This window comes from Bacteroides sp. QWL-09, assembly GCF_058683585.1.
Window position 1 is genome coordinate 2225269 of sequence record NZ_CM178748.1, and the last position, 23125, is coordinate 2248393.

Below are 23125 nucleotides of genomic sequence, written 5' to 3' on the forward strand. Positions count from 1 at the left end.
AAAAGATGAATGTAGAAGATATCAGAACTTATTGTTTAAATAAAAAAGGAGTTACCGAGTGTTTCCCTTTTGATGAGACATCGCTTGTAATGAAAGTGATGGGTAAGATGTTTGCACTGATTGATCTGGAAACGGCCGATCGCATAGCGTTGAAATGCGACGCCAATAGAGCTATCGAACTCCGTGAACAATATAAAGGAATAGAGGGTGCCTATCATTTCAATAAAAAATATTGGAATTGCATTTATTTTGATCAAGATGTCAATGATAAACTCATCAAAGCTCTCATTGACCATTCTTACGATGAGGTCATCAAAAAATTCACAAAACAGCTACGAACTGAGTATGAAAACATTAAATAATGAAGGTTTATACCCTATTATTCATCTTCAAGAGACTACTTCCACAAATAGTTATCTAGCAGACCTCTGTGAAGTCAGCAAATTAGCAGAATTTACAACGGTAATTGCAGATTTTCAAACCATAGGTCGAGGCCAAAGAGGAAACACGTGGGAATCGTCACCTTATAAAAACTTATTATTTAGCATCCTCCTTTTTCCTGATTTTGTCGAAGCACGCCATCAATTTTATATTTCCCAAATCGTATCGTTAGCCGTCAAAAACACGTTAGATCAATACACGAATGAGATCACAATCAAATGGCCAAACGACATTTATTGGAAAGACAAAAAAATTGGTGGGATACTCATCGAACACACACTGACCGGAACGCATATTGATCGGTCCATCATTGGAATTGGACTAAACATTAATCAAGAAAAGTTCCACAGTTCGGCACCCAATCCGATATCCCTCTATCAAATCACTCAAACCAAACATTCCCTATCTGAGATTTTAGATCAAATCATTGAGCAACTAAGAGTTTACTATGATAGTTTGAGAGAAGGAAACATCGGTTTTATCGCCCAATCCTACCATCAATCTTTATTTAGGAAAGAAGGTTGGCATCCCTATGCAGATAAAGAAGGGCGTTTTGAAGGTAAAGTAGTCGAAGTGAAACCAAGCGGAGAATTAATCATAGAGAAAAAAACTGGTGAAATCAAGGCCTACCAATTCAAGGAAGTTCAACAGATTATAAATCCAAACCAAAACCTATTTCGGTATTAAAAAACACCACCAAAGCATAACTGTCATTCTTTTTTATATCTTTGCTTAAACAGAAAAAACGACCATTATAAAGGGCAGAAGAAAAAGCATGAAAAAAAAATATTTATTTATCGTCATGATTCTCACAACTCTACTCATGAGTTGTAACAACGAACCTGATCTACCGACCACAAAAAAACGTACCGTATTAATCTATATTGCAGGCCAAAACTCCCTATCCGACTTTGTCAACGGTGATATCAACGAAATGAAGCAAGGTTTAAAAAGTGTTGATATTAGGCAATATAATCTCCTAATTTATATTGATAATTATGATAGAACTCAACTTATACATCTAACAAAATCTTCGAATGGAACAGTTATAGAAAAAACCATCAAGAATTACGACAATCAAAATTCAGTCGGAGTTAAGGAGATGAAATCCATCTTATCAGAGGCTTATACGAAATTTCCTGCGGAATCGTATGGCATTGTTTTTTGGTCGCATGGCGATGCTTGGCTACCTGCCGCCGCCGCATCCCGCCTATCGGCAACCACCCGTTGGTGGGGACAAGATCAAATCACACATTTCATGGACATTCAGGACTTGAATGAAGCATTAACCGCTGCACCTCATTTTGACTTCATCTTATTTGATGCTTGTTTCATGCAGTCGATCGAAGTAGCCTACGAACTCCGTTCGCATGCGGATTACTTCATTGGTTCTCCAACAGAAATTCCGGGACCTGGTGCTCCCTACCAAAACGTTGTTCCTGCATTATGCTCTTCAAAACAAGGGGCTGATTTAGCAAAAGGCATCGCCCATCAATACTATGCCCCGTATAGTGAAATTTATGACGGTAGCGTCTGGACAAGCGATAATGATTGGACCGGTGGTGTGGCCATTGGAGTCATCAAAAGTAGCGCCTTAGACAACTTAGCTCAAGAAACTAAAAACATCATTACGACTTTCGTTTCCGACCCTCAATACATAAATACCGAACAAATCCTTTTTTACGGACGAGGAACAAAATATTATCAATACTACGATTTCGATGGAGTGATAAAAGAACTGACCGTTCATAACAACTCAAACTACGATACTTGGAAATCGGCATTTCTTAATGCATCTATTCAATTCGAAACTACTCCAAAGGTTTATGCAGCATACGAATATACGCTACCTCTAAAAATGTTTCCTATGACAGGCGCTTGTGGCATCTCCTCATATGTTCCCAAAGGAATAAATCTTCAATATGACAATTTCTACAAAACATTATCGTGGTATAATGCGGTAGGATGGAGAGAAATCTTTGCTCAATAACAGTCTTTTAGCAATAGCAGTCTTTGCCAATTAATCCCCGATTAAAATAGATGGCATGACATGACTTTACCAACAATAAACAAATGTGATTTATCTCACACCACCCACACTAAAAATCCTCGAAAAGCCCTATTCATGAGGCCTTGAGTAAAGTGTGGGATGTTATCAAAAGGCCACTATCCCACACTAAATGGGCGGGATCCCACACTATCTCACACTAATTTCAAGCCTATCAGCAGAGTTATACACTAGAATGTGATAAAATAACACAGCACATAACCTTATAATCAATAGTAACTAATCGTTGGTTACACTTGATTAGTCATTTTAAAAGCTCTTTTTCTTGAGCCCTCGAGTGGGGGCTCTTCAGCCCTCGTTCGAAGGCTCATGGGTTTTCGTTCGAGGGCCGAAGAGCCTTCGAACAAGGGCTCAAGAAAAAAAACTTGCTAAACGATTAAAGCAACTTCAAAGGCAGTTAAAGCAAACGTCTAAATAACAAATGACAGTTTATGAAGATAAAATTGAAGCTTAGGAATAAGGTTTTATCAGGATTTAAGATAAAAAAAAGAAAGTTTCAACCCTTTATTCTATATTTTCTAATACATTTGTTTTCTAACTCCAAATGGTCGAATAAAAGCAATACCCCCAAAGACTAGTAGCACAAAACGGTTAAAAGCATTAAATACAAACTATCAAATGATGAAAACAAAATTATTAAATTACTGGGCATTACTGATCCTTGTCATTATAAGCAGCTGTAAGGGAGATCCTATTACTCCAGATCCAGAAATGCCCCAAAAGGACGAACTTGCAACCCACCACTATCGTATACCTGTCATCTTCCATGTCTTGTACAAAGATCAGACGGATAGTAAGCAGTATATGAAAAGAGGTAGAGCAGCAGAAATTATCACAGCTTGCAATGCATTATATAGCAACCGATCGGGAAATAGTACAGATATTAATTTAGAATTTGTATTAGCGACTGAAGATCCTAATGGAAAAGCACTTGAAGAAGCAGGTGTAAAACGCACTTTATGGGATACCCCAACTATGGACTGCGAGACGTTTATGTCCAGCAACGATAAGAATGTTATTAACATGCTTTGGGACCCCAACAACTATATTAACATTATGTTATATACATTTACCGATAAAAAAACATTAGGAATATCCCACTTGCCTTATACCGTGTCACCCAATTATTTAGATGGCTTGAGTAATTTACCATTTACGCCCCAATTTTCTAATCTTCCGTACCCGCACTGCGTTTCAATCAACAACGCTTACATCAACGAAGCGCAAAGCCAAGAAGGACGATCTTATAACACAGTAGACGTCGTGGCCACTTTAACCCACGAACTTGGGCATTACTTGGGGCTTCACCATGCTTTCAATGAAAAAAAAATCAATGGCGAGCTTAGCACCGATGTTTGCGAGAATACCGATTATTGCGACGACACCCCTGCCTATAACAGATCCGAGTACGAGACCTTCCTCGATAATTACACCCCAATAAATGGCACCAAGCTTACTTTTGCCGATCTACCTTATTTAATGAAAAGAAGAGACTGCATTACTCATCTCGAATCGACTCCTAATAATATTATGGATTATTCAATCTCTTATGTTAATCGTTTCACACCGGAACAAAAAGAGAGAATACGTTATGTACTTAACCACAGTCCATTTATTCCGGGACCTAAAGTGACTAGAACCCGTACCCGTTCAGTTGACGGACCTCAGGAGTTCCCCATGCAAATGCTTAAATAGAGCAATAAACCTTTATTTTAAACGCCCCGTTCTAAACAGTTACTGTTTAAAGCGGGGCGTTTAAATAGTATATCTACCACAGCCGATCTACCTAACGGTTAACTTCTGCCTCTACCAAAGCTATTCGTTCTAACGTCTTTTTGATCTCAGAAGAAGGGAATTTGGTCATAACACGCGATAATAAGAGTCGTGATTTCAGATAATTCTCGGAGAAAATAGTAAATAAGCGATCACGATACCTCGCATATTGCATTCTCGTCGGCGTGAGATTCTTTTTATACTCGGCTTGTAACTCCTTTTTATATTTCTCACCAAGCAAATAATAATAGTTACCTAAGAAAATGTTAGCCTTAACATGTCCTTCATCAATCGTTAAGATTTTCTCATAGAAAGCAACAGCCTGCTTCTCATAACCTAAAGAGAAATTAATTTCTGCAGATAACAACAAATACTCTACATGGTCAGAAGCATATGAAATCAATTCTCGACAGAAAGTATTGGCTTTATCATAATTTCCTTCCTTTTTTGATTCAAGAGCAAGTTCCAAAGCCAGTTTTGAAAACAGAACAACATTTGCTTTTTTATTCGTCCAATAATAGACTTCTGCTTGAACTCTATTTTGGTCAATCGCTTTCTTAAAAAGAACAATCGCCTGATTAGAATTATTCATTTCAATTGCTTCTGTCACCCTTCGAAAAAGGTCATCAATAGGTCTATCTTGAGGGAAAAGAGGAAGTAAATAAAAACACAAAACCATTAAACAGCCAAATATTCTCATAAGCAAACAATATCTCAAATCCATGTATTTGCAAAGGTATCTTTTTTCACAAACCACCACACATAAAAAATGTTATTATAATGACAAACCATCAAAATCAGCTTAAAATACCTACATTTGTAGTTGAACTTATCGACCTATGGCTATGAACTCTTATATCAATCGTCAAATTTTTAAAATAGCTCTCCCCTCAATCATCTCTAATATAACCGTCCCTTTATTGAGTCTGATTGATGTTGCCATTGTAGGACATCTTGGTTCTCCAATTTATATTGGAGCCATAGCAGTTGGCGGGATGTTATTTAATATCATCTATTGGCTTTTCGGATTTCTACGTATGGGTACTAGTGGAATGACCTCACAAGCTTACGGAAAACGAGATTTGAAAGAAGCTCAGCAATTGCTTTATCAATCGCTCGGTATAGGACTACTCATTAGTTTAATCCTATTGCTATTTCATTACCCCTTAAAAGAATTTGTTTTTAATTATATCATTCACACGACTCCCGAAATAAGACAATCCGCGACCTTGTATTTTAATATTTGTATTTGGGGAGCCCCTGCGACTCTTGGGCTTTATAGTTTCATTGGCTGGTTTATCGGCATGCAAAATACCCGTTTTCCGATGCTTATTGCTATCACACAAAATATCGTAAACATCACAGTCAGCATCTGTCTAGTGGCCTTGCTTAAAATGAAAATAGATGGAGTCGCTCTAGGAACTTTAGTCGCCCAATATGCCGGATTTATACTAGCCGGATGGTTATGGTGGTTCTACTATAATAAACGGCAAAATCCTTCAATCCATCTCTCGATCTTTAAGAGAACGGCAATGGCTCGTTTTTTTAAAGTCAACAGAGATATCTTCTTTCGTACCCTCTGTCTGGTTTCAGTCACCCTATTTTTCACATCAGCCGGAGCTTCGCAAGGCGAAACAATACTAGCTGTCAACACGCTATTGATGCAACTCTTCACTCTATTTTCATTTATTATGGATGGATTTGCCTATGCAGGTGAGGCTCTTGCCGGACGTTACATTGGAGCCCGAAACCAAGTCTCTCTCCATCATACAATCCGTCAGCTTTTTTACTGGGGAATTGGGCTGTCATTATTATTTAGTCTATTATATGCGATTGGCGGACAACATTTCTTAAACCTACTTACTAACGAACAAACCATAATTGAAGCAACAAAAACCTATTACTATTGGGCTATTGTCATACCCATTGCCGGTTTCTCAGCCTTTCTATGGGACGGCATCTTCATTGGTGCAACAGCTACACGACCAATGTTGCATGCTATGTTTATCGCTTCAGCCCTCTTTTTCATCATTTACTACGCATTCCAAAATGAATATGGTAACCATGCCTTGTGGTTAGCATTTATCATCTATTTAGCGGCACGTGGTATCATACAGACTCAGATGGGTAGAAAAATATTATCTAAAACGAAGAAGGTATAAGGAGAATGGTGTATCTTTGCGGAAATTAATTGCATTGAATATGGCAAACTATAAAAGAATCTTATTAAAACTGAGTGGTGAAAGTTTAATGGGTGAAAAACAATACGGTATCGACGAGAAACGTTTAGCCGAGTATGCCACGCAGATAAAAAACATCCATGAAAAAGGAGTACAAATAGGCATCGTTATTGGTGGAGGAAATATTTTTCGTGGTTTAAGTGGCGCCAATAAAGGATTTGACCGCGTGAAAGGCGATCAAATGGGTATGCTGGCCACTGTCATTAACAGCCTTGCTCTTAGTTCCGCTTTGGTTGCAATTGGCGTAAAAGCTCGTGTCTTAACCGCTATTCGCATGGAGCCAATTGGCGAATATTACAGTAAATGGAAAGCGATAGAGCACATGAACGCCGGCGAAGTAGTCATCATGTCTGGGGGAACCGGTAATCCATTCTTTACAACAGATACAGGCTCTTCGTTAAGAGGCATTGAGATTGAGGCTGATGTCATGCTAAAAGGCACACGCGTGGATGGCATCTACACAGCCGACCCGGAGAAAGACCCTACAGCCACGAAGTTTGCAGATATCACTTACGACGAAGTCTTAAAGCGCGGACTTAAGGTCATGGATCTTACAGCGACTTGCATGTGCAAAGAGAATAATCTGCCAATAATCGTCTTTGATATGGATACAGTCGGCAATTTGGAAAAAGTGATAGATGGCGAATCTATTGGCACTTTAGTACATAACTAAATCAAACAAAATTTCCCCGAAACCATACAAACATTCAAGCAAAAGTCTCGCTTACACCTCTGAGATTTTGTTTGAATGTTTCACTTACAATGCGACCTTTTTCGCTTCTTCCGTCAAAATTCTTTAAATAGGAAAAATCATTCAACGAATCCTCCGACATTCTTGCTTATCATTGTAAAAGTCTATAACTTCGCACAAATTATAGACGTTTATTTAGAAGAACGAAATGAACTCAAAAGTCAAAGGGGCTATTTACGGAACAGTTGCTGCTATTAGCTACGGCATGAACCCCCTATTCACTCTTCCACTCTATGCCGAAAGCATGAGCGTAGATTCCGTATTATTTTACCGTTATGCATTAGCCATAATCGTTATTGCAATTGTAATGAAGATCAAAAAAGAGTCATTCGCTTTGCGAACAAAAGAGATCTTTCCACTGATGATTTTAGGCTTGTTATTTTCAATGTCTTCATTGTGTTTATTTCAAAGCTACCATTACATGGATGCAGGAATAGCATCAACCATCTTATTTGTTTATCCCGTAATGGTGGCCATCATAATGGCTCTTTTCTTTAAAGAAAAGCTATCTCTTATCACCATTCTCTCTATTATGCTCGCTCTATTGGGTATTGCTTTATTATACAAAGGAGGAGACAATGGTAAACCGTTATCCACCATTGGAATTATCTTGGTATTGCTCTCTTCATTAGCTTACGCTCTTTATATCGTTGGAGTTAATCGATCGTCCCTAAAGGAACTATCGGGATTAAAGCTAACTTTTTACGCTTTAGTTTTTGGATTATCGATATACATTGTACGATTACACTTCTGTACGCATCTGGGTCTCGTGACCTCTCCGATCTCATGGACCTACATCATCGCTTTAGCCGTCATTCCAACTGTTATCTCATTGCTTTTCACAACGCTCTCAGCACATCATATTGGTTCAACCGCAACGGCCATACTAGGAGCACTCGAACCGGTGACTGCTCTCTTTTTTGGCGTTTTGCTTTTTGGAGAGCAGCTGACTATACGCTTAATCATCGGCATATCAATGATTATAGCAGCTGTAAGCCTTATCATCATCGGTCAGAAGACCTTAAAAAAGATGAGTATGGTGTTGCAGATAACTAAAAAATAGTATACTTTTGTTCGTTAATAATCATTTGAGCAACTTAAAATCATCAAAAATATGGTAGACGTAAAGACTTGTATCAGTAGCGCAGAAGAAAAAATGGAAATGGCCATCATGCACCTTGAAGAGTCATTGGCTCATATTCGTGCCGGTAAAGCAAGCACCAGACTATTGGACGGAATACGTGTTGATTCATACGGAAGCATGGTTCCTTTAAGCAATGTAGCCGCTCTAAGCACTCCGGATGCTCGCAGCATAACCATCAAGCCTTGGGACAAAGCGATGTTCCGCATTATCGAAAAAGCCATTATGGATTCCGACCTTGGCATAACTCCTGAAAACAATGGTGAACTGATTCGTTTGGGAATTCCTCCGTTGACAGAAGAACGTCGTAAACAACTAAGCAAACAATGTAAAGGAGAAGGTGAAACCGCCAAAGTTAGCGTAAGAAATGCTCGAAGAGACGGTAATGATACCTTGAAGAAAGCTGTAAAAGATGGATTAGCTGAAGATGAGCAAAAAAATGCAGAGGCTAAGTTACAAAAGATCCACGATAAATATATCAAACAAATCGATGACCTATTAGCTGAGAAAGACAAAGAGATCATGACTGTTTAATCTATTCATACATTAGAGGATTGACAAAGCACATCTTTATCAATCCTCTACTCATTTTAACACCCTATGCGTGGACTCGTTATAAAAAACACCGGAAGTTGGTATCTTGTAAAAACCGATAACGGTCAATCGATCGAATGTAAGATAAAAGGGAACTTTCGTCTAAAAGGCATTCGCAGTACTAACCCGATAGCTGTTGGCGATAGAGTCCAAATCATTCTTAATCAAGAAGGAACTGCTTTCATCAGTGAAATAGAGGATCGAAAGAATTACATCGTCCGTCGATCCTCAAATTTGTCTAAGCAATCTCATATTCTTGCCGCCAACCTCGATCAATCAATGCTTGTTGTAACCATCAACTATCCAGAAACTTCCACAACATTCATTGATCGTTTTCTAGCATCAGCCGAGGCTTATCGCGTACCTGTAAAACTGATTTTCAACAAAATTGACGCATACGATGAAGATGAGCTGCATTATTTAGAAAGTCTCATTACACTATATACTCACATTGGTTATCCTTGCTTTAAGGTCTCAGCTCAAAAAGGAGAAGGTCTTGAAACCATCAAGAAAGACCTTGAAGGAAAAATTACTCTATTTTCCGGTCATTCAGGAGTTGGAAAATCCACTCTAATTAATGCCATCTTACCAGAATGCCAATTGAAAACAGGAGAAATATCATCATACCACAATAAAGGAATGCACACCACAACTTTCTCTGAAATGTTCCCGGTAGATAACAGAGGTTACTTAATTGATACTCCGGGAATTAAAGGTTTTGGAACATTCGACATGGAAGATGAAGAAATTGGACATTATTTTCCTGAGATCTTTAAAACATCAGAAAACTGTCGCTACGGCAACTGTACTCATCAAAATGAGCCGGGATGTGCTGTACGTGAAGCTGTAGAACAGCACTTAATCAGCGAATCGCGCTACACCTCTTATTTAAGCATGCTCAAAGATAAAGAAGAAGGAAAATACCGTGCCGGGTATTGATAATAAGCCCTATCGATCTGCCTTAAAGCATATCAAAACAGTCTTAGATTGAGAATATAGGCTAATAGCTATAATCCCAGAACTACTAATACAATGAAAAAGCTATTTTTATTTTATATCATCTTATCTCTTGCAACTCCTGTTTTTGCACAGAAAAAAGTTCTTGATCATAGCGTATATGATCAATGGAAATACATTAGTTCTTCCATAATTTCTAAAAAAGGGAATATCGCAGCCTATGAAACACGTCCCCAAGAAGGAGATGGGGTATTAGCAATCCATTTCTTAAAAAAGGATTCAAAACTAATTATACCACGAGGCTACAACATCAAAATAACTCCTAATGAAAAGTATGCAGTATGTCTCATAAAACCCTTATATTCGGATACTAGAAATGCCAAAATAAAGAAGGTTAAATCAGACAAAATGCCTAAGGATTCTTTGGCTGTAATAGATTTAACGGATCGAACAATCAAGAAGTTTAAAGAGATCAGTTCATATAGCACTGGAGAAATAGACTTTCAGTCAATTGCCCTTCTGAGTAGTGATACAACTTTTATCCCCAAAGAGAAACGAAAGAAAAAGTCTATAACAAAAACAACATTACTAGTCCTTCACTTAGCTCAGAATCACTGCGACACTCTGCGACACGTAGATAAATATGCTTTTGATAAGAAAGGGAAATTTATTACGGCTCTAGTTTCAGATCAGAAAGACAAAACAAAAATCTTATTATATGATAACACCACAAGACAGACTGATACGCTAACAGAAAACAAAGCCTATCATTCTTTGCCAACATTCAATGAAGAAAGCAATAAATTACTCTACTTGGCTTCAGAAGATAGTACAAAGACCGGAGATAAACGTTGTGAACTTTTCCAATATGATCTGCTCAAAAAAGAATCTAAATGCCTTATCCATAAGAATTATCAAACCAATTTACCAGAAAACTGGGGTATAAATCAGAATAGTAATCCATTTTTCAGCCAGAACTCCAACCACATTTATCTGGGAATTGCCCCTATAAGAGCACCTAAAGATACCACTATTGTTCCCTTTGAAACGGCATCATTAGACCTTTGGAACTATATTGACGATCGCATTCCTCCTACCCAACTCGTCAACTTGCAGAAAGATTTAAAGAAAACCTATCTAGCCATATACAAAGAAGACCCAAAAGGACTAATACCATTAACTACAAGCTTCTTTGATCATATAGAATTAATCAATAAAGGGAATGCCTCTATAGCTCTCTCAGTGGATGAAACTGGACATGTCATAGAAAAGCAATGGGATGTGCAAAATACGGTAAAACTTTCTATTATTAATCTAAAGGATGGAAGCCGCACCATCATCTCTAGTGGAAAATATACTCAGATCTCTAGCTCGCCATCAGGAAAATATATTATTTGGTATGATTTACCGAACAAGCAATGGCATTTATTTGATATTGCGAAAAACAAAACATTGTGCCTAACAGCATCGTGTAAAGTAGCTTTTTGGGACGAAAAATCTGACATCCCAAGCTATCCAGAACCTTATGGTATTGCAGGATGGACTAACAATGACAAAGACGTTTTGATCTATGATCAATTCGATATTTGGAAATTTTCTACTGGCAACGCTACAGCTGTTAATTTAACACAAGGCGAGGGCAGACAAACCAATCGCACGTTCCGGTATCTAAATCCTAAATCCTATATTAACAAAATTAATCCGGAGTATGATTACATCTCACTAGAGAAACCTCTATTATTAGACATATTCGATCATACCACTAAGAAGCATGGTATCGCAAGCCTAAATATGCGTAAAAAGCGTCGCCTTCAGATTCCATTATTAGATCATTTTACATTTAGCTCTTTAAGAAAAGCGGAAGAAGCAGATATATATATTTATCAGAAATCGAATTTTCAGACTTCTCCCAATATATATACAACCTCAACTTTATGGGAAACATCAAAGCAGTTATCTGACATTAACCCACAAATGAAGGATTATAATTGGGGAACAGCTGAATTATATAAATGGAATGCATATGATGGTACACCATTAGAGGGGTTGTTATACAAACCCGAAGATTTCGATCCGACAAAAAAATATCCAGTCATTATCTATTTTTATGAAAGAAGATCGGATAACTTATATAGCTATTATGCACCATCGCCAAGTCGCTCAACTATAAATATCCCATTCTTCTGTAGTCGTGGATATCTGGTCTTTGTCCCAGATATTGTATACAACACAGGCATTCCTGGAGAATGTGCTTATAACTGCATTGTATCAGGTAGTGAAGCTCTAGCCAAAAATTCATGGGTAGATAAAGGAAATATGGCTATCCAAGGACAGAGTTGGGGAGGTTATCAAGTTGCCTACTTAATCACTCGCACTAACTTGTTTAAAGCAGCCGGAGCCGGTGCGCCAGTATCAAATATGACTAGTGCTTATGGTGGAATTCGCTGGGGAACAGGAATCAGTCGCCAATTTCAATATGAACATACCCAAAGTCGTATAGGTCAAACTTTATGGGCAAGTCCGGAACTCTATATTGCCAACTCTCCATTATTCAAAGCAGACCATGTAGAAACACCTTTATTAATCATGCATAATGACAAAGATGGCGCAGTTCCATGGTATCAAGGTATAGAATACTTCATGGCTTTACGAAGACTAGGGAAAAAGGTTTGGATGTTACAGTACAACAATGAAGATCATAACTTGAAAGAACGACGTAATATGAAAGATTTATCCATACGTTTACAGCAGTTCTTCGATTACTATTTGAAAGCAGCCCCCATGCCTGCTTGGATGAACACCGGCATACCTTCTACTAGAAAAGGAGAATACTTTGGAACAGAGAATGCAGAATAAAGATAAAAAAGGTGGTGAAAGACCTTAATAAAAAAACGGGGAGACTCTTTATAGAATCTCCCCGTTTTTTATGGTTGCGGAGGCCTGACTCGAACAGACGACCTTTGGGTTATGAGCCCAACGAGCTACCAACTGCTCCACTCCGCGATGTTTAACGGGTGCAAAGATACGGATTTATAAACTACTAAACAAATTTATCTACCCTAAATCCGCATAAATACGACAAAAAGTATCATTTATACTATTAAAACTGATCAAGCAGTCCTATAAGCGGCATTCACTCACCAAATCTAAACAAGGCAATTCCAAAAGCGAAATCAACCACCTCTAGAGATCAATATTCAGCTAAAGGCATCTTGGAACAAATTAACCGACAGCAGATCATCAAATTAGTGAGTCATCCAACAAGTGCTACCCACACTCACCCAGTACACTGGAAAAACAACATACAAAAATAAGATTAACCGCAAGAGAGAGCAGACCCATCAATAATAAATCCATAAAATGCTGCAGTTACAGTACGACCATGATTTTTCAATGATGATGGTTGATAAGAGATGGAGATACAAGAGGAGTATAAAAAATTCATGCCCATAACACAAGACAAGACGGTATCAAAGGGTCAAAGGGTAATGTTCAGAAAAGTGTGTATGTTTTATTTCTTAGGCATAAATATTTCTCAAAAATATAATTATTCTGTTTTGATAAAAAGCTTTGACTCAAGAAAGTTGTAAATTGGATATTTAAATACATCTTTATTCATAGCCACATTGCCAAGCAATAATATCACAGAATCATAGTTTGGCATCGCACCACGCATTTTCAACACTCTTTTAAAATCCTTATTGAGTCGTTCAATCCAATTGGTTGTATATATCATACCTCTTATTTCTCTCTCATATTTGAAATAAGTGAAATAGAATTTGTACCTTTCATGTTTATACCTTTTAAGCATGGGGTAACTCTTCACCCATTTATCTATAAAATCTAGAAATTGTTTATGTGAGCTTTCAGGGGTGGCCAAATCTTGATCTGGCCTAAATACTATCTGCATTTCAGCCGCAATTATTTTTTTATCTCGAGGTTTAATTTTCCCCAATATATTCCTCTTTAAATGCACCGTGCACAATTGGATATCTGCACCAGGAAATGCATGTGCGATAGAATTTTCAATACTAGATAAGCCATCGCATACAAATAAATTAATCTCACTAACTCCTCTTTCTTTTATATCATCGAATATATCAAGCCAGTTGGAAGCACTTTCGGTTGGGAAATTCACAATTGATAAGACCTCACGAGTTCTATCTTCTTTTACTCCTAATATTACGTAGTATGCTTCATTTGAAACCGAGTCATTGCGCCTGGTGGCAACATACGTAGCATCAATATAAACGATTGGATAACGTGCATCTAATCTACGGTTCAGCCACGCAGAAACATCTCCACGTGCCGTATCAAGGAGCCGGCTTACTTGACTCTTACTATAATGCTTACCGTAAAATTCCTCAGAGATATCACCAACTTGCTTGGTGGTCAAGCCTTGAGCGTATAAACTACAAATTAAGCGCTGAACTTCAGCTTCTTGATCTTTAAGTACCCCTAATAAAACAGGATAAAAGTTGCTCTCACGACTCCGAGGAACGCGAATCTCAAACATTTGACCGCCATGACATACTCGACGATCACGATAGCCATTACTCACATCATCAGTCTGAGAATTATAAATCTTACGCTCTGATTTCATTAAGGATTCCATCCCTAAACGGATTAATTCCTGAAATCCTTCTTTACCATTTGTAAGTGAAGAAATAATTTCAGACATTTGTTCTTGTGTAAATTCCATTTCTCTTTCATTTTAGGTTACAATACAAATCTAAGAAATATTGGGATTTACACACTTTTTAAAACGCTATCGATAAGAAGGCAAGGTAAAACAAGACAAGGTCAAATAGTATTGCATGGTACAAAACAGTACGAGCGGCACAAAAAAAAGACCCTTCGAAACATTACTGAATCGAAGGGTCAATCAAAATGGCGGCTACCTACTCTCCCACTGTTACGCAGTACCATCGGCGTGACGAGGCTTAACTTCTCTGTTCGGAATGGGAAGAGGTGGAACCCTCGTGCTATAACCACCTAAAAAAGGTTATGACATGTGTACAGTAAAAATTTAGACTCCTAAAAAGGATAGCTAAATGGATATAACAAACAACGCGCGTTTGTAAGAAAGTGCACGGGCAATTAGTAACGCTCGGCTTTGATGTTGCCACCTTTACACCTGCGTCCTATCAACGTCATCGTCTATAACGACCCTAAGAAATCTAATCTTGTGGCCGGCTTCGTACTTAGATGCTTTCAGCACTTATCCGATCCCGACTTAGATACCCAGCGATGCACCTGGCGGCACAACTGGTAAACCAGAGGTCAGTCCAACACGGTCCTCTCGTACTAGTGTCAGAGCCACGCAAATTTCATACGCCCACGATAGATAGAGACCGAACTGTCTCACGACGTTCTGAACCCAGCTCGCGTGCCACTTTAATGGGCGAACAGCCCAACCCTTGGGACCTTCTCCAGCCCCAGGATGTGACGAGCCGACATCGAGGTGCCAAACCCCTCCGTCGATATGAGCTCTTGGGAGGGATCAGCCTGTTATCCCCGGAGTACCTTTTATCCTTTGAGCGATGTCCCTTCCATGCGGAAACACCGGATCACTATGCTCTAGTTTCCTACCTGATCGACTTGTCTGTCTCCCAGTCAAGCACCCTTATGCCATTACACTCTACGGACGGTTACCAATCGTCCTGAGGGTACCTTTAGAAGCCTCCGTTACACTTTTGGAGGCGACCACCCCAGTCAAACTACCCACCAAACAATGTCCTCGCAAAAGCGAGTTAGAACTCAAACAATCAAAGGGTCGTATTTCAACAGCGACTCCACAAATACTAGCGTACCTGCTTCAAAGTCTCCGACCTATCCTACACATCAATGGCCCAAATTCAATGTTAAGCTATAGTAAAGGTTCACGGGGTCTTTTCGTCCCATCGCGGGTAATCGGCATCTTCACCGATACTACAATTTCACTGAGCTCACGGTTGAGACAGTGTCCAGATCATTACACCATTCGTGCAGGTCGGAACTTACCCGACAAGGAATTTCGCTACCTTAGGACCGTTATAGTTACGGCCGCCGTTTACTGGGGCTTCAATTCAATGCTTCTCTTGCGATGACATCTCCTCTTAACCTTCCAGCACCGGGCAGGTGTCAGGCTGTATACTTCATCTTTCGATTTTGCACAGCCCTGTGTTTTTGTTAAACAGTTGCCTGGACCTATTCTCTGCGCCCACATCGCTGTGGGACCCTTTATCCCGAAGTTACAGGGTCAATTTGCCTAGTTCCTTAACCGTGATTCACTCAAGCGCCTGAGTATATTCAACCCAACTACGTGTGTCCGTTTACGGTACGGGTACCTCAAAGATTATGTTTAGCGGATTTTCTTGGGAGTATGGTTACATGCGCTATTGAATTGTTCCGAAGAACGCTCCATACTATCAGGTTCGACTCTCGATACGGATTTGCCTGTATCGATCAACATCTACACCCTTTAACGAACATCCGTCTGTTCGCGGCATTGTCACTCCTCCGTCCCCACGTCACTCTTAAAGGTAGTACAGGAATATTAACCTGTTCTGCCATCGGCATCACCTGTCGGCTGAGCCTTAGGACCCGACTAACCCTGATCCGATTAGCGTTGATCAGGAAACCTTAGTCTTTCGGCGAGGGGGTTTCTCACCCCCTTTATCGTTACTTATACCTACATTTGCTTTTCCACAAGCTCCAGACAAGCTTACGCTTGGCCTTCAACGCGTAGTGGAATGCTCCCCTACCGATATTTACATATCCCACAGCTTCGGTAATACACTTAATGCCCGATTATTATCCACGCCAAACTCCTCGACTAGTGAGCTGTTACGCACTCTTTAAATGAATGGCTGCTTCCAAGCCAACATCCTAGCTGTCTTAGCAATCTGACTTCGTTAGTTCAACTTAGTGTATATTTGGGGACCTTAGCTGGTGGTCCGGATTCTTCTCCTTTAGGACATGGACCTTAGCACCCATGCCCTCACTCCCGTGATTAAACTAATGCGCATTCGGAGTTTATCAAGACTTGATAGGCGGCGAAGCCCTCGCATCTTATCAGTCGCTCTACCTCACATTAGTAACTCACGAGGCTGCACCTAAATGCATTTCGGGGAGTACGAGCTATCTCCAAGTTTGATTAGCCTTTCACCCCCACCCTCAACTCATCCAGAAGCTTTTCAACGCTTATTGGTTCGGTCCTCCAGCTAGTGTTACCTAGCCTTCAACCTGGTCAAGGGTAGATCACTTGGTTTCGCGTCTACTCCTACCGACTATACGCCCTATTCAGACTCGCTTTCGCTTCGGCTGCAGATCTCAAGATCCTTAACCTGGCCGGTAAAAGTAACTCGTAGGTTCATTATGCAAAAGGCACGCCGTCACAGCATAAAGCTGCTCCGACCGCTTGTAGGCGCACGGTTTCAGGGACTATTTCACTCTTCTATTCGAAGTGCTTTTCACCTTTCCTTCACAGTACTGGTTCGCTATCGGTCTCTCGGGAGTATTTAGCCTTACCGGATGGTCCCGGCAGATTCAGACAGGATTTCACGTGTCCCGCCCTACTCAGGATACCACTAGGATCTTTTAAACTTCGAATACGCAACTATCATGCGCTATGGTTGAACTTTCCAGATCATTCTTCTCATTTAAACAGATTCCACAACGTGGTCCTACAACCCCATCACATGCCGTAACATGGATGGTTTGGGCTGTTCCCCGTTCGCTCGCCACTACTAGGGGAATCATTATTATTTTCTTTTCCTACAGGTACTAAGATGTTTCAGTTCCCTGCGTTAGCCTCCTGACATAATCAGGATGATATTTCTTCAAAATATCAGGTTGTCCCATTCGGAAATCCGCGGATCAAAGGTTATTTGCACCTACCCGCAGCTTATCGCAGCTTATCACGTCCTTCATCGCCTCCGAGAGCCAAGGCATCCGCCATGCGCCCTTATTTACTTTCTTACAAACGTTCACTGTTACTATAAAAGTAACATGCGTAAAGTTTGATATATACTTTTAGCTCTTACTAAATTTTTACTTTTTGTACAACATGTCAAAGATCGTTTTTCTTATGTCTCAAAGAAAAGGTGGAGAATAACGGATTCGAACCGTTGACCCCCTGCGTGCAAGGCAGGTGCTCTAGCCAGCTGAGCTAATCCCCCGAAGTAACAAAAAAAGAGATGGTCATCCAAATCTCGTACATCGGTAGTCCCAGGCAGAGTTGAACTGCCGACCTCTACATTATCAGTGTAGCGCTCTAACCAACTGAGCTATAGGACTGTCAGTACACTCGTGCCTAAAATAGGCCCGGCTTCTTTTTATCTCTTGTTTATCCTTATTAAAGATCTATATCTTAAATAAACAAGTACCAGTAGTACAAAAACCAAGAACCATTAATCGTCATTTGAACGGTATCGCTCCAGAAAGGAGGTGTTCCAGCCGCACCTTCCGGTACGGCTACCTTGTTACGACTTAGCCCCAATTACCAGTTTTACCCTAGGACGCTCCTTACGGTTACGTACTTCAGGTACCCCCGGCTTTCATGGCTTGACGGGCGGTGTGTACAAGGCCCGGGAACGTATTCACCGCGCCGTGGCTGATGCGCGATTACTAGCGAATCCAGCTTCATGGAGTCGGGTTGCAGACTCCAATCCGAACTGAGAGAGGTTTTGGGGATTAGCATCACGTCGCCGTGTAGCTGCCTGTTGTACCTCCCATTGTAACACGTGTGTAGCCCCGGACGTAAGGGCCGTGCTGATTTGACGTCATCCCCACCTTCCTCACATCTTACGACGGCAGTCTCTCTAGAGTCCTCAGCATGACCTGTTAGTAACTAAAGATAAGGGTTGCGCTCGTTATGGCACTTAAGCCGACACCTCACGGCACGAGCTGACGACAACCATGCAGCACCTTCACAAATGCCTTGCGGCTATAATCTTTCAACTATATTCATTTGCAATTTAAGCCCGGGTAAGGTTCCTCGCGTATCATCGAATTAAACCACATGTTCCTCCGCTTGTGCGGGCCCCCGTCAATTCCTTTGAGTTTCACCGTTGCCGGCGTACTCCCCAGGTGGAATACTTAACGCTTTCGCTTGGCCGCTTACTGTATATCGCAAACAGCGAGTATTCATCGTTTACTGTGTGGACTACCAGGGTATCTAATCCTGTTTGATACCCACACTTTCGAGCATCAGTGTCAGTAACAGTCTAGTCAGCTGCCTTCGCAATTGGAGTTCTTCGTGATATCTAAGCATTTCACCGCTACACCACGAATTCCGCTAACCTCTACTGTACTCAAGACTGACAGTATCAACTGCAATTTTACGGTTGAGCCGCAAACTTTCACAGCTGACTTACCAGCCCACCTACGCTCCCTTTAAACCCAATAAATCCGGATAACGCTCGCATCCTCCGTATTACCGCGGCTGCTGGCACGGAGTTAGCCGATGCTTATTCATAATGGTACATACAAAACACCACACGTGGCGCACTTTATTCCCATATAAAAGAAGTTTACAACCCATAGGGCAGTCATCCTTCACGCTACTTGGCTGGTTCAGACTTCCGTCCATTGACCAATATTCCTCACTGCTGCCTCCCGTAGGAGTTTGGACCGTGTCTCAGTTCCAATGTGGGGGACCTTCCTCTCAGAACCCCTATCCATCGTAGGTTTGGTGGGCCGTTACCCCGCCAACTGCCTAATGGAACGCATTCCCATCGATAACCGAAATTCTTTAATATTTTCAACATGCGAAGAAAATATACTATCGAGTATTAATCTTTCTTTCGAAAGGCTATCCCCGAGTTATCGGAAGGTTGAATACGTGTTACTCACCCGTGCGCCGGTCGCCAGCAGATTATTGCTAATCCCTGATGCCCCTCGACTTGCATGTGTTAAGCCTGTAGCTAGCGTTCATCCTGAGCCAGGATCAAACTCTTCATTGTAATAATATTGTTTGAATATTAACTCTTATATAAATAAAAGCCAATACCTTTTTAGCTCTGTTCAGGATACCGTAAAAATTTATTGACGATCTAATAATACCTAATAATAAGTATTGACGGTTCTTGTTTTTTACTTGTACTACTTGTATTGTTTATCAATATTTCAAAGAACGTGGCTTCTGATCAAATCTTCGATTCAAAAGCGGGTGCAAAGGTAAAACTCTTTAAGCAAACCACCAAACGTTTTGGAAAGTTTTTTTTAAAGTTAATCTTTCAGGTTTTTTCAACTTCAAATCAGTAAACTCTCTTGCGAAAGAACCATTCAAAATCGAAAGGCTGAAAACCTAAGCGAATCGGACTGCAAAGATACAAACTTTAATATTAAAACAACAACTCTTTTCGAAGTTATTTTTAATTTAATTTTTAAAGCGAATCAAAGTCACCTCAAAAGGAAACTACTGAAAAAAGTATCCGGAGAACCCATTCGGCCATCGAACCAAAGCAAAATGTCAATCAAAAGGCTTTGTCTCTCTTGCAAAGCGGATGCAAAAGTAGAGCATTAAGCGGCAATACACAAATCCATCAGAAGGTTTTTTCTGAGTTTTTTTAAAGATAATAGATAAAGGGTTGAAAAATAGATACGTTACAAAGCATGGTTTTAGAGAGGTGAGTCAAGGGGCGGAAAAACAGACACCATATAATATTCACACGTGCGTGCGTGAATGTGCGAGCGCGCGGATACGTAAGTGCGGGTGCACGTACGTATATGCATTACATCGAAAACACACATTTTATACAAACAATATAGAGCTCAAAAGTAATTTAACCAGCGAAAAGAAAAAAAACAAAAAGAGACAGAGTCAACAAAGAACCAAAAACCTCACAAACTTGCAACTAAGGATAAATAACAAGGAATAAAACTTTAGCTTGCAAGAAACTAATGATTAAGAGGCCAGAAACTATTCGTTCAACAATTGTGGGACGAACAATTGACAGCAAACAATAAAACGCCAAAAGGCATAAGAACAAATAAGAAAATACATAAAAAACAGACAAACAAAGAAAGTCTCGGAAAGGAAAATGCGATCAGCAAGTTTAGACCTACCATTTCTCAAAGCTACCAATTACACCACAGACCTATTATCACTCAATTAAAGTCAAATTAACATCCTCAGAAAACTAAAATCGTTGAGCCAGATAAATGATGAACAAAAGCGCTCGGATGAAATGGAAAATTTATTATTAAAGTAGATCAATCAGACCAACATATAATCAATATTATAAATAAGCAATCTCATTTATAAGAGGTCGATTCAAAATTAACGAATTACACTTTTGCATAAGAGATACAAGGAAAGCAACAAAGGCAACGTCGCCCTCCTCATATTCACATAATAATCATTTTAAGATTATGTCAAAATCGCGTCAAATTTAAAATAGCACAAATTGCGAGTAAAAAAGAAGCACAAATACAACAAAAAAAGAGCTTTAAACAAGCTCTTTTTTTTGTTGTATTTAAAATAAATAAGTTCACAAATTCAATTTAACAACGAGGTTTTATTTGCTTAAAGAAATCATTACCCTTATCATCTACCAAGATAAATGCAGGGAAATTTTCAACTTCAATTTTCCAGATAGCTTCCATTCCGAGTTCTGGATATTCAACGCACTCAATGCTCTTAATATTATTTTGAGCAAGGATAGCAGCCGGACCTCCAATAGATCCAAGATAAAAACCACCAAACTTATGACAAGCATCAGTCACCTGCTGACTACGATTTCCTTTAGCCAACATCACCATACTACCGCCATGACTTTGGAACAAATCAACATAAGAGTCCATACGTCCAGCAGTTGTCGGCCCCATAGAGCCACAAGCCATTCCTTCTGGAGTCTTAGCCGGACCAGCATAATAGATTGGATGATCCTTAATATATTGAGGTAAATCTTCCCCACGATCCAAACGTTCTTTCAGTTTAGCATGAGCGATATCACGGCCAACAATAATCGTTCCGTTCAAAGACAAACGCGTAGCCACCGGATATTTAGACAATTCTTTCAAAATCTCAGGCATCGGACGATTCAGATCAATCTTCACCGCATCCCCTTCGCCAGCATGACGTAACTCTTCAGGGATTAAACGACCTGGATTATCATCTAGTTTTTCAATCCAGATACCCTTTTCATCAATCTTACATTTAACATTACGATCAGCCGAACAAGATACACCAAGTCCAACAGGACAAGAAGCACCGTGACGCGGCAAACGAATAATTCGCACGTCATGAGCTAAATATTTACCACCAAACTGCGCTCCTAAGCCAATATTATGGGCAGCCTCAAGCACTTGCTTTTCTAACTCAACATCGCGGAATGCTCGTCCAAATTCATTTCCAGTTGTCGGCAAATTATCATAAAATTTAGTTGAAGCCAATTTCACAGTCAGCAAATTCTTTTCAGCAGATGTACCACCAATAACAATCGCAATATGATAAGGCGGACAAGCAGCAGTACCTAATGATTTAATCTTTTCTAGCAAAAATGGCACTAGTGTTGTCGGATTAAGGATCGCTTTAGTCTCTTGATATAAATAAGTCTTATTAGCCGATCCACCACCTTTAGTTACACAAAGGAATTCATACTCCATGCCCTCTGTAGCCTCAATATCAATTTGAGCTGGAAGGTTGCATTTTGTATTCACCTCGTCGTACATATTTAGAGGAGCATTTTGTGAATAACGCAGATTTTCTTCAGTATACGTTTTATACACCCCATACGAAAGAGCCTCCTCGTCACAATAGCCAGTCCAAACTTGTTGCCCCTTTTCACCGTGAATGATAGCCGTTCCAGTATCCTGACAGAAAGGTAATACTCCCTTCGATGCAACCTCAGCGTTACGCAAGAACGTCAACGCCACATATTTATCGTTATCACTAGCTTCCGGATCGCTTAGAATTTTAGCAACCTGCTCGTTATGCGAACGACGAAGCATAAATGACACATCACGGAAGGCCGCATTAGCCATTGCTGTTAAACCTTCTTTTTCAATCTTCAAGATCGGTTTTCCTTCAAACTCACTTACAGAGACATAGTCTTTTGTAAGCAAATAGTACTCAGTTGTATCTTTCCCTTTCTCAAACATGGGTTGATACTTAAACGGAGGTGTTGCCATAAGTTATATCTTTTTATTACGAAATAGTTGTTATTAAGGCA

The 23125-nt window shown here is 39.9% G+C and carries 13 protein-coding genes, 3 tRNA genes and 3 rRNA genes; 10 read left to right on the forward strand and 9 right to left on the reverse strand.

Features of this window, described 5'->3' with window-relative positions; translation table 11 throughout:
- The first annotated feature begins 5 nt into the window (after window positions 1-5).
- From AC4PG5_RS08745 to AC4PG5_RS08760, 4 genes are all read left to right on the forward strand, one after another.
- Entirely contained in the window at window positions 6-362 is a 357-nt protein-coding gene (locus tag AC4PG5_RS08745; RefSeq protein WP_492028556.1) for an MmcQ/YjbR family DNA-binding protein, read from the forward strand.
- Entirely contained in the window at window positions 346-1128 is a 783-nt protein-coding gene (locus AC4PG5_RS08750; protein ID WP_492028557.1) for a biotin--[acetyl-CoA-carboxylase] ligase, read from the forward strand. The genes AC4PG5_RS08745 and AC4PG5_RS08750 overlap by 17 nt, the downstream gene beginning before the upstream one ends.
- 88 nt (window positions 1129-1216) lie before the next feature.
- Window positions 1217-2431 carry a clostripain-related cysteine peptidase gene (locus AC4PG5_RS08755; RefSeq protein WP_492028558.1) on the forward strand — a complete coding sequence of 405 codons (1215 nt, stop codon included), beginning with the start codon at window positions 1217-1219 and terminating at the stop codon, window positions 2429-2431.
- 699 nt (window positions 2432-3130) lie between these two features.
- Entirely contained in the window at window positions 3131-4204 is a 1074-nt protein-coding gene (locus AC4PG5_RS08760) for a zinc-dependent metalloproteinase lipoprotein (RefSeq protein ID WP_492030724.1), read from the forward strand.
- Window positions 4205-4295: 91 nt separating this feature from the next.
- Here the strand turns inward: AC4PG5_RS08760 and AC4PG5_RS08765 are convergent, their stop codons facing one another.
- Entirely contained in the window at window positions 4296-4874 is a 579-nt protein-coding gene (locus AC4PG5_RS08765) for a hypothetical protein (protein WP_492028559.1), read from the reverse strand.
- Window positions 4875-5121: 247 nt separating this feature from the next.
- Between AC4PG5_RS08765 and AC4PG5_RS08770 the strand changes: the two genes are divergently transcribed.
- The 6 genes from AC4PG5_RS08770 (at window position 5122) to AC4PG5_RS08795 (ending at window position 12821) form a co-directional block, all read left to right on the forward strand.
- On the forward strand, window positions 5122-6444 hold the full coding sequence (locus AC4PG5_RS08770; RefSeq protein WP_492028560.1) for an MATE family efflux transporter: 1323 nt from the start codon (window positions 5122-5124) through the stop codon (window positions 6442-6444).
- 40 nt (window positions 6445-6484) lie between these two features.
- The gene (gene pyrH / locus AC4PG5_RS08775; RefSeq protein WP_492028561.1) at window positions 6485-7195 is read left to right on the forward strand and encodes a UMP kinase; all 711 of its coding nucleotides are present in this window, start codon (window positions 6485-6487) and stop codon (window positions 7193-7195) included.
- A 226-nt stretch (window positions 7196-7421) separates the two neighbouring features.
- Window positions 7422-8336 (forward strand): DMT family transporter, encoded by a 915-nt coding sequence (locus tag AC4PG5_RS08780; RefSeq protein WP_492028562.1) that lies wholly within the window; start codon window positions 7422-7424, stop codon window positions 8334-8336.
- Between the two features lie 51 nt (window positions 8337-8387).
- Complete coding sequence (gene frr / locus AC4PG5_RS08785) at window positions 8388-8948, forward strand: ribosome recycling factor (RefSeq protein WP_492028563.1); 561 nt, start codon at window positions 8388-8390, stop codon at window positions 8946-8948.
- A 66-nt stretch (window positions 8949-9014) separates the two neighbouring features.
- Window positions 9015-9947, forward strand: a complete 933-nt coding sequence (rsgA, locus tag AC4PG5_RS08790; RefSeq protein WP_492028564.1) for a ribosome small subunit-dependent GTPase A — start codon at window positions 9015-9017, stop codon at window positions 9945-9947.
- Window positions 9948-10040: 93 nt separating this feature from the next.
- Window positions 10041-12821 carry an alpha/beta hydrolase family protein gene (locus tag AC4PG5_RS08795; protein ID WP_492028565.1) on the forward strand — a complete coding sequence of 927 codons (2781 nt, stop codon included), beginning with the start codon at window positions 10041-10043 and terminating at the stop codon, window positions 12819-12821.
- Window positions 12822-12892: 71 nt separating this feature from the next.
- Here AC4PG5_RS08795 and AC4PG5_RS08800 read toward each other — a convergent pair.
- The 8 genes from AC4PG5_RS08800 to AC4PG5_RS08835 all read right to left on the reverse strand — a co-directional run bounded on the left by AC4PG5_RS08800 (window position 12893) and on the right by AC4PG5_RS08835 (window position 23084).
- A tRNA-Met gene (locus AC4PG5_RS08800) sits at window positions 12893-12968 on the reverse strand.
- A gap of 544 nt (window positions 12969-13512) precedes the next feature.
- Window positions 13513-14667 (reverse strand): IS256 family transposase, encoded by a 1155-nt coding sequence (locus tag AC4PG5_RS08805; RefSeq protein WP_492028566.1) that lies wholly within the window; start codon window positions 14665-14667, stop codon window positions 13513-13515.
- A 186-nt stretch (window positions 14668-14853) separates the two neighbouring features.
- Window positions 14854-14964 (reverse strand): 5S ribosomal RNA (gene rrf, locus AC4PG5_RS08810).
- A gap of 81 nt (window positions 14965-15045) precedes the next feature.
- Window positions 15046-17927 (reverse strand): 23S ribosomal RNA (locus AC4PG5_RS08815).
- Window positions 17928-18053: 126 nt separating this feature from the next.
- A tRNA-Ala gene (locus AC4PG5_RS08820) sits at window positions 18054-18127 on the reverse strand.
- A 44-nt stretch (window positions 18128-18171) separates the two neighbouring features.
- Window positions 18172-18245 (reverse strand) — tRNA-Ile (locus AC4PG5_RS08825).
- A 143-nt stretch (window positions 18246-18388) separates the two neighbouring features.
- Window positions 18389-19912 (reverse strand): 16S ribosomal RNA (locus AC4PG5_RS08830).
- Together the 16S, 23S and 5S rRNA genes with 2 tRNA genes alongside form the textbook arrangement of a ribosomal RNA operon.
- A 1543-nt stretch (window positions 19913-21455) precedes the next feature.
- Window positions 21456-23084, reverse strand: coding sequence for a fumarate hydratase (locus tag AC4PG5_RS08835; RefSeq protein WP_492028567.1), 1629 nt, complete (start codon window positions 23082-23084; stop codon window positions 21456-21458).
- Between the last annotated feature and the right edge of the window lie 41 nt (window positions 23085-23125).

Excerpts from the sequence above, each read along its gene's own strand:
- AC4PG5_RS08745 (WP_492028556.1), top strand. The coding sequence starts at position 6 with ATGAATGTAGAAGATATCAGAACTTATTGTTTAAATAAAAAAGGAGTT.
- AC4PG5_RS08750 (WP_492028557.1), top strand. The coding sequence starts at position 346 with ATGAAAACATTAAATAATGAAGGTTTATACCCTATTATTCATCTTCAA.
- AC4PG5_RS08755 (WP_492028558.1), top strand. The coding sequence starts at position 1,217 with ATGAAAAAAAAATATTTATTTATCGTCATGATTCTCACAACTCTACTC.
- AC4PG5_RS08760 (WP_492030724.1), top strand. The coding sequence starts at position 3,131 with ATGAAAACAAAATTATTAAATTACTGGGCATTACTGATCCTTGTCATT.
- AC4PG5_RS08765 (WP_492028559.1), bottom strand. The coding sequence starts at position 4,874 with ATGAATAATTCTAATCAGGCGATTGTTCTTTTTAAGAAAGCGATTGAC.
- AC4PG5_RS08770 (WP_492028560.1), top strand. The coding sequence starts at position 5,122 with ATGGCTATGAACTCTTATATCAATCGTCAAATTTTTAAAATAGCTCTC.
- pyrH (WP_492028561.1), top strand. The coding sequence starts at position 6,485 with ATGGCAAACTATAAAAGAATCTTATTAAAACTGAGTGGTGAAAGTTTA.
- AC4PG5_RS08780 (WP_492028562.1), top strand. The coding sequence starts at position 7,422 with ATGAACTCAAAAGTCAAAGGGGCTATTTACGGAACAGTTGCTGCTATT.
- frr (WP_492028563.1), top strand. The coding sequence starts at position 8,388 with ATGGTAGACGTAAAGACTTGTATCAGTAGCGCAGAAGAAAAAATGGAA.
- rsgA (WP_492028564.1), top strand. The coding sequence starts at position 9,015 with ATGCGTGGACTCGTTATAAAAAACACCGGAAGTTGGTATCTTGTAAAA.
- AC4PG5_RS08795 (WP_492028565.1), top strand. The coding sequence starts at position 10,041 with ATGAAAAAGCTATTTTTATTTTATATCATCTTATCTCTTGCAACTCCT.
- AC4PG5_RS08805 (WP_492028566.1), bottom strand. The coding sequence starts at position 14,667 with ATGGAATTTACACAAGAACAAATGTCTGAAATTATTTCTTCACTTACA.
- AC4PG5_RS08835 (WP_492028567.1), bottom strand. The coding sequence starts at position 23,084 with ATGGCAACACCTCCGTTTAAGTATCAACCCATGTTTGAGAAAGGGAAA.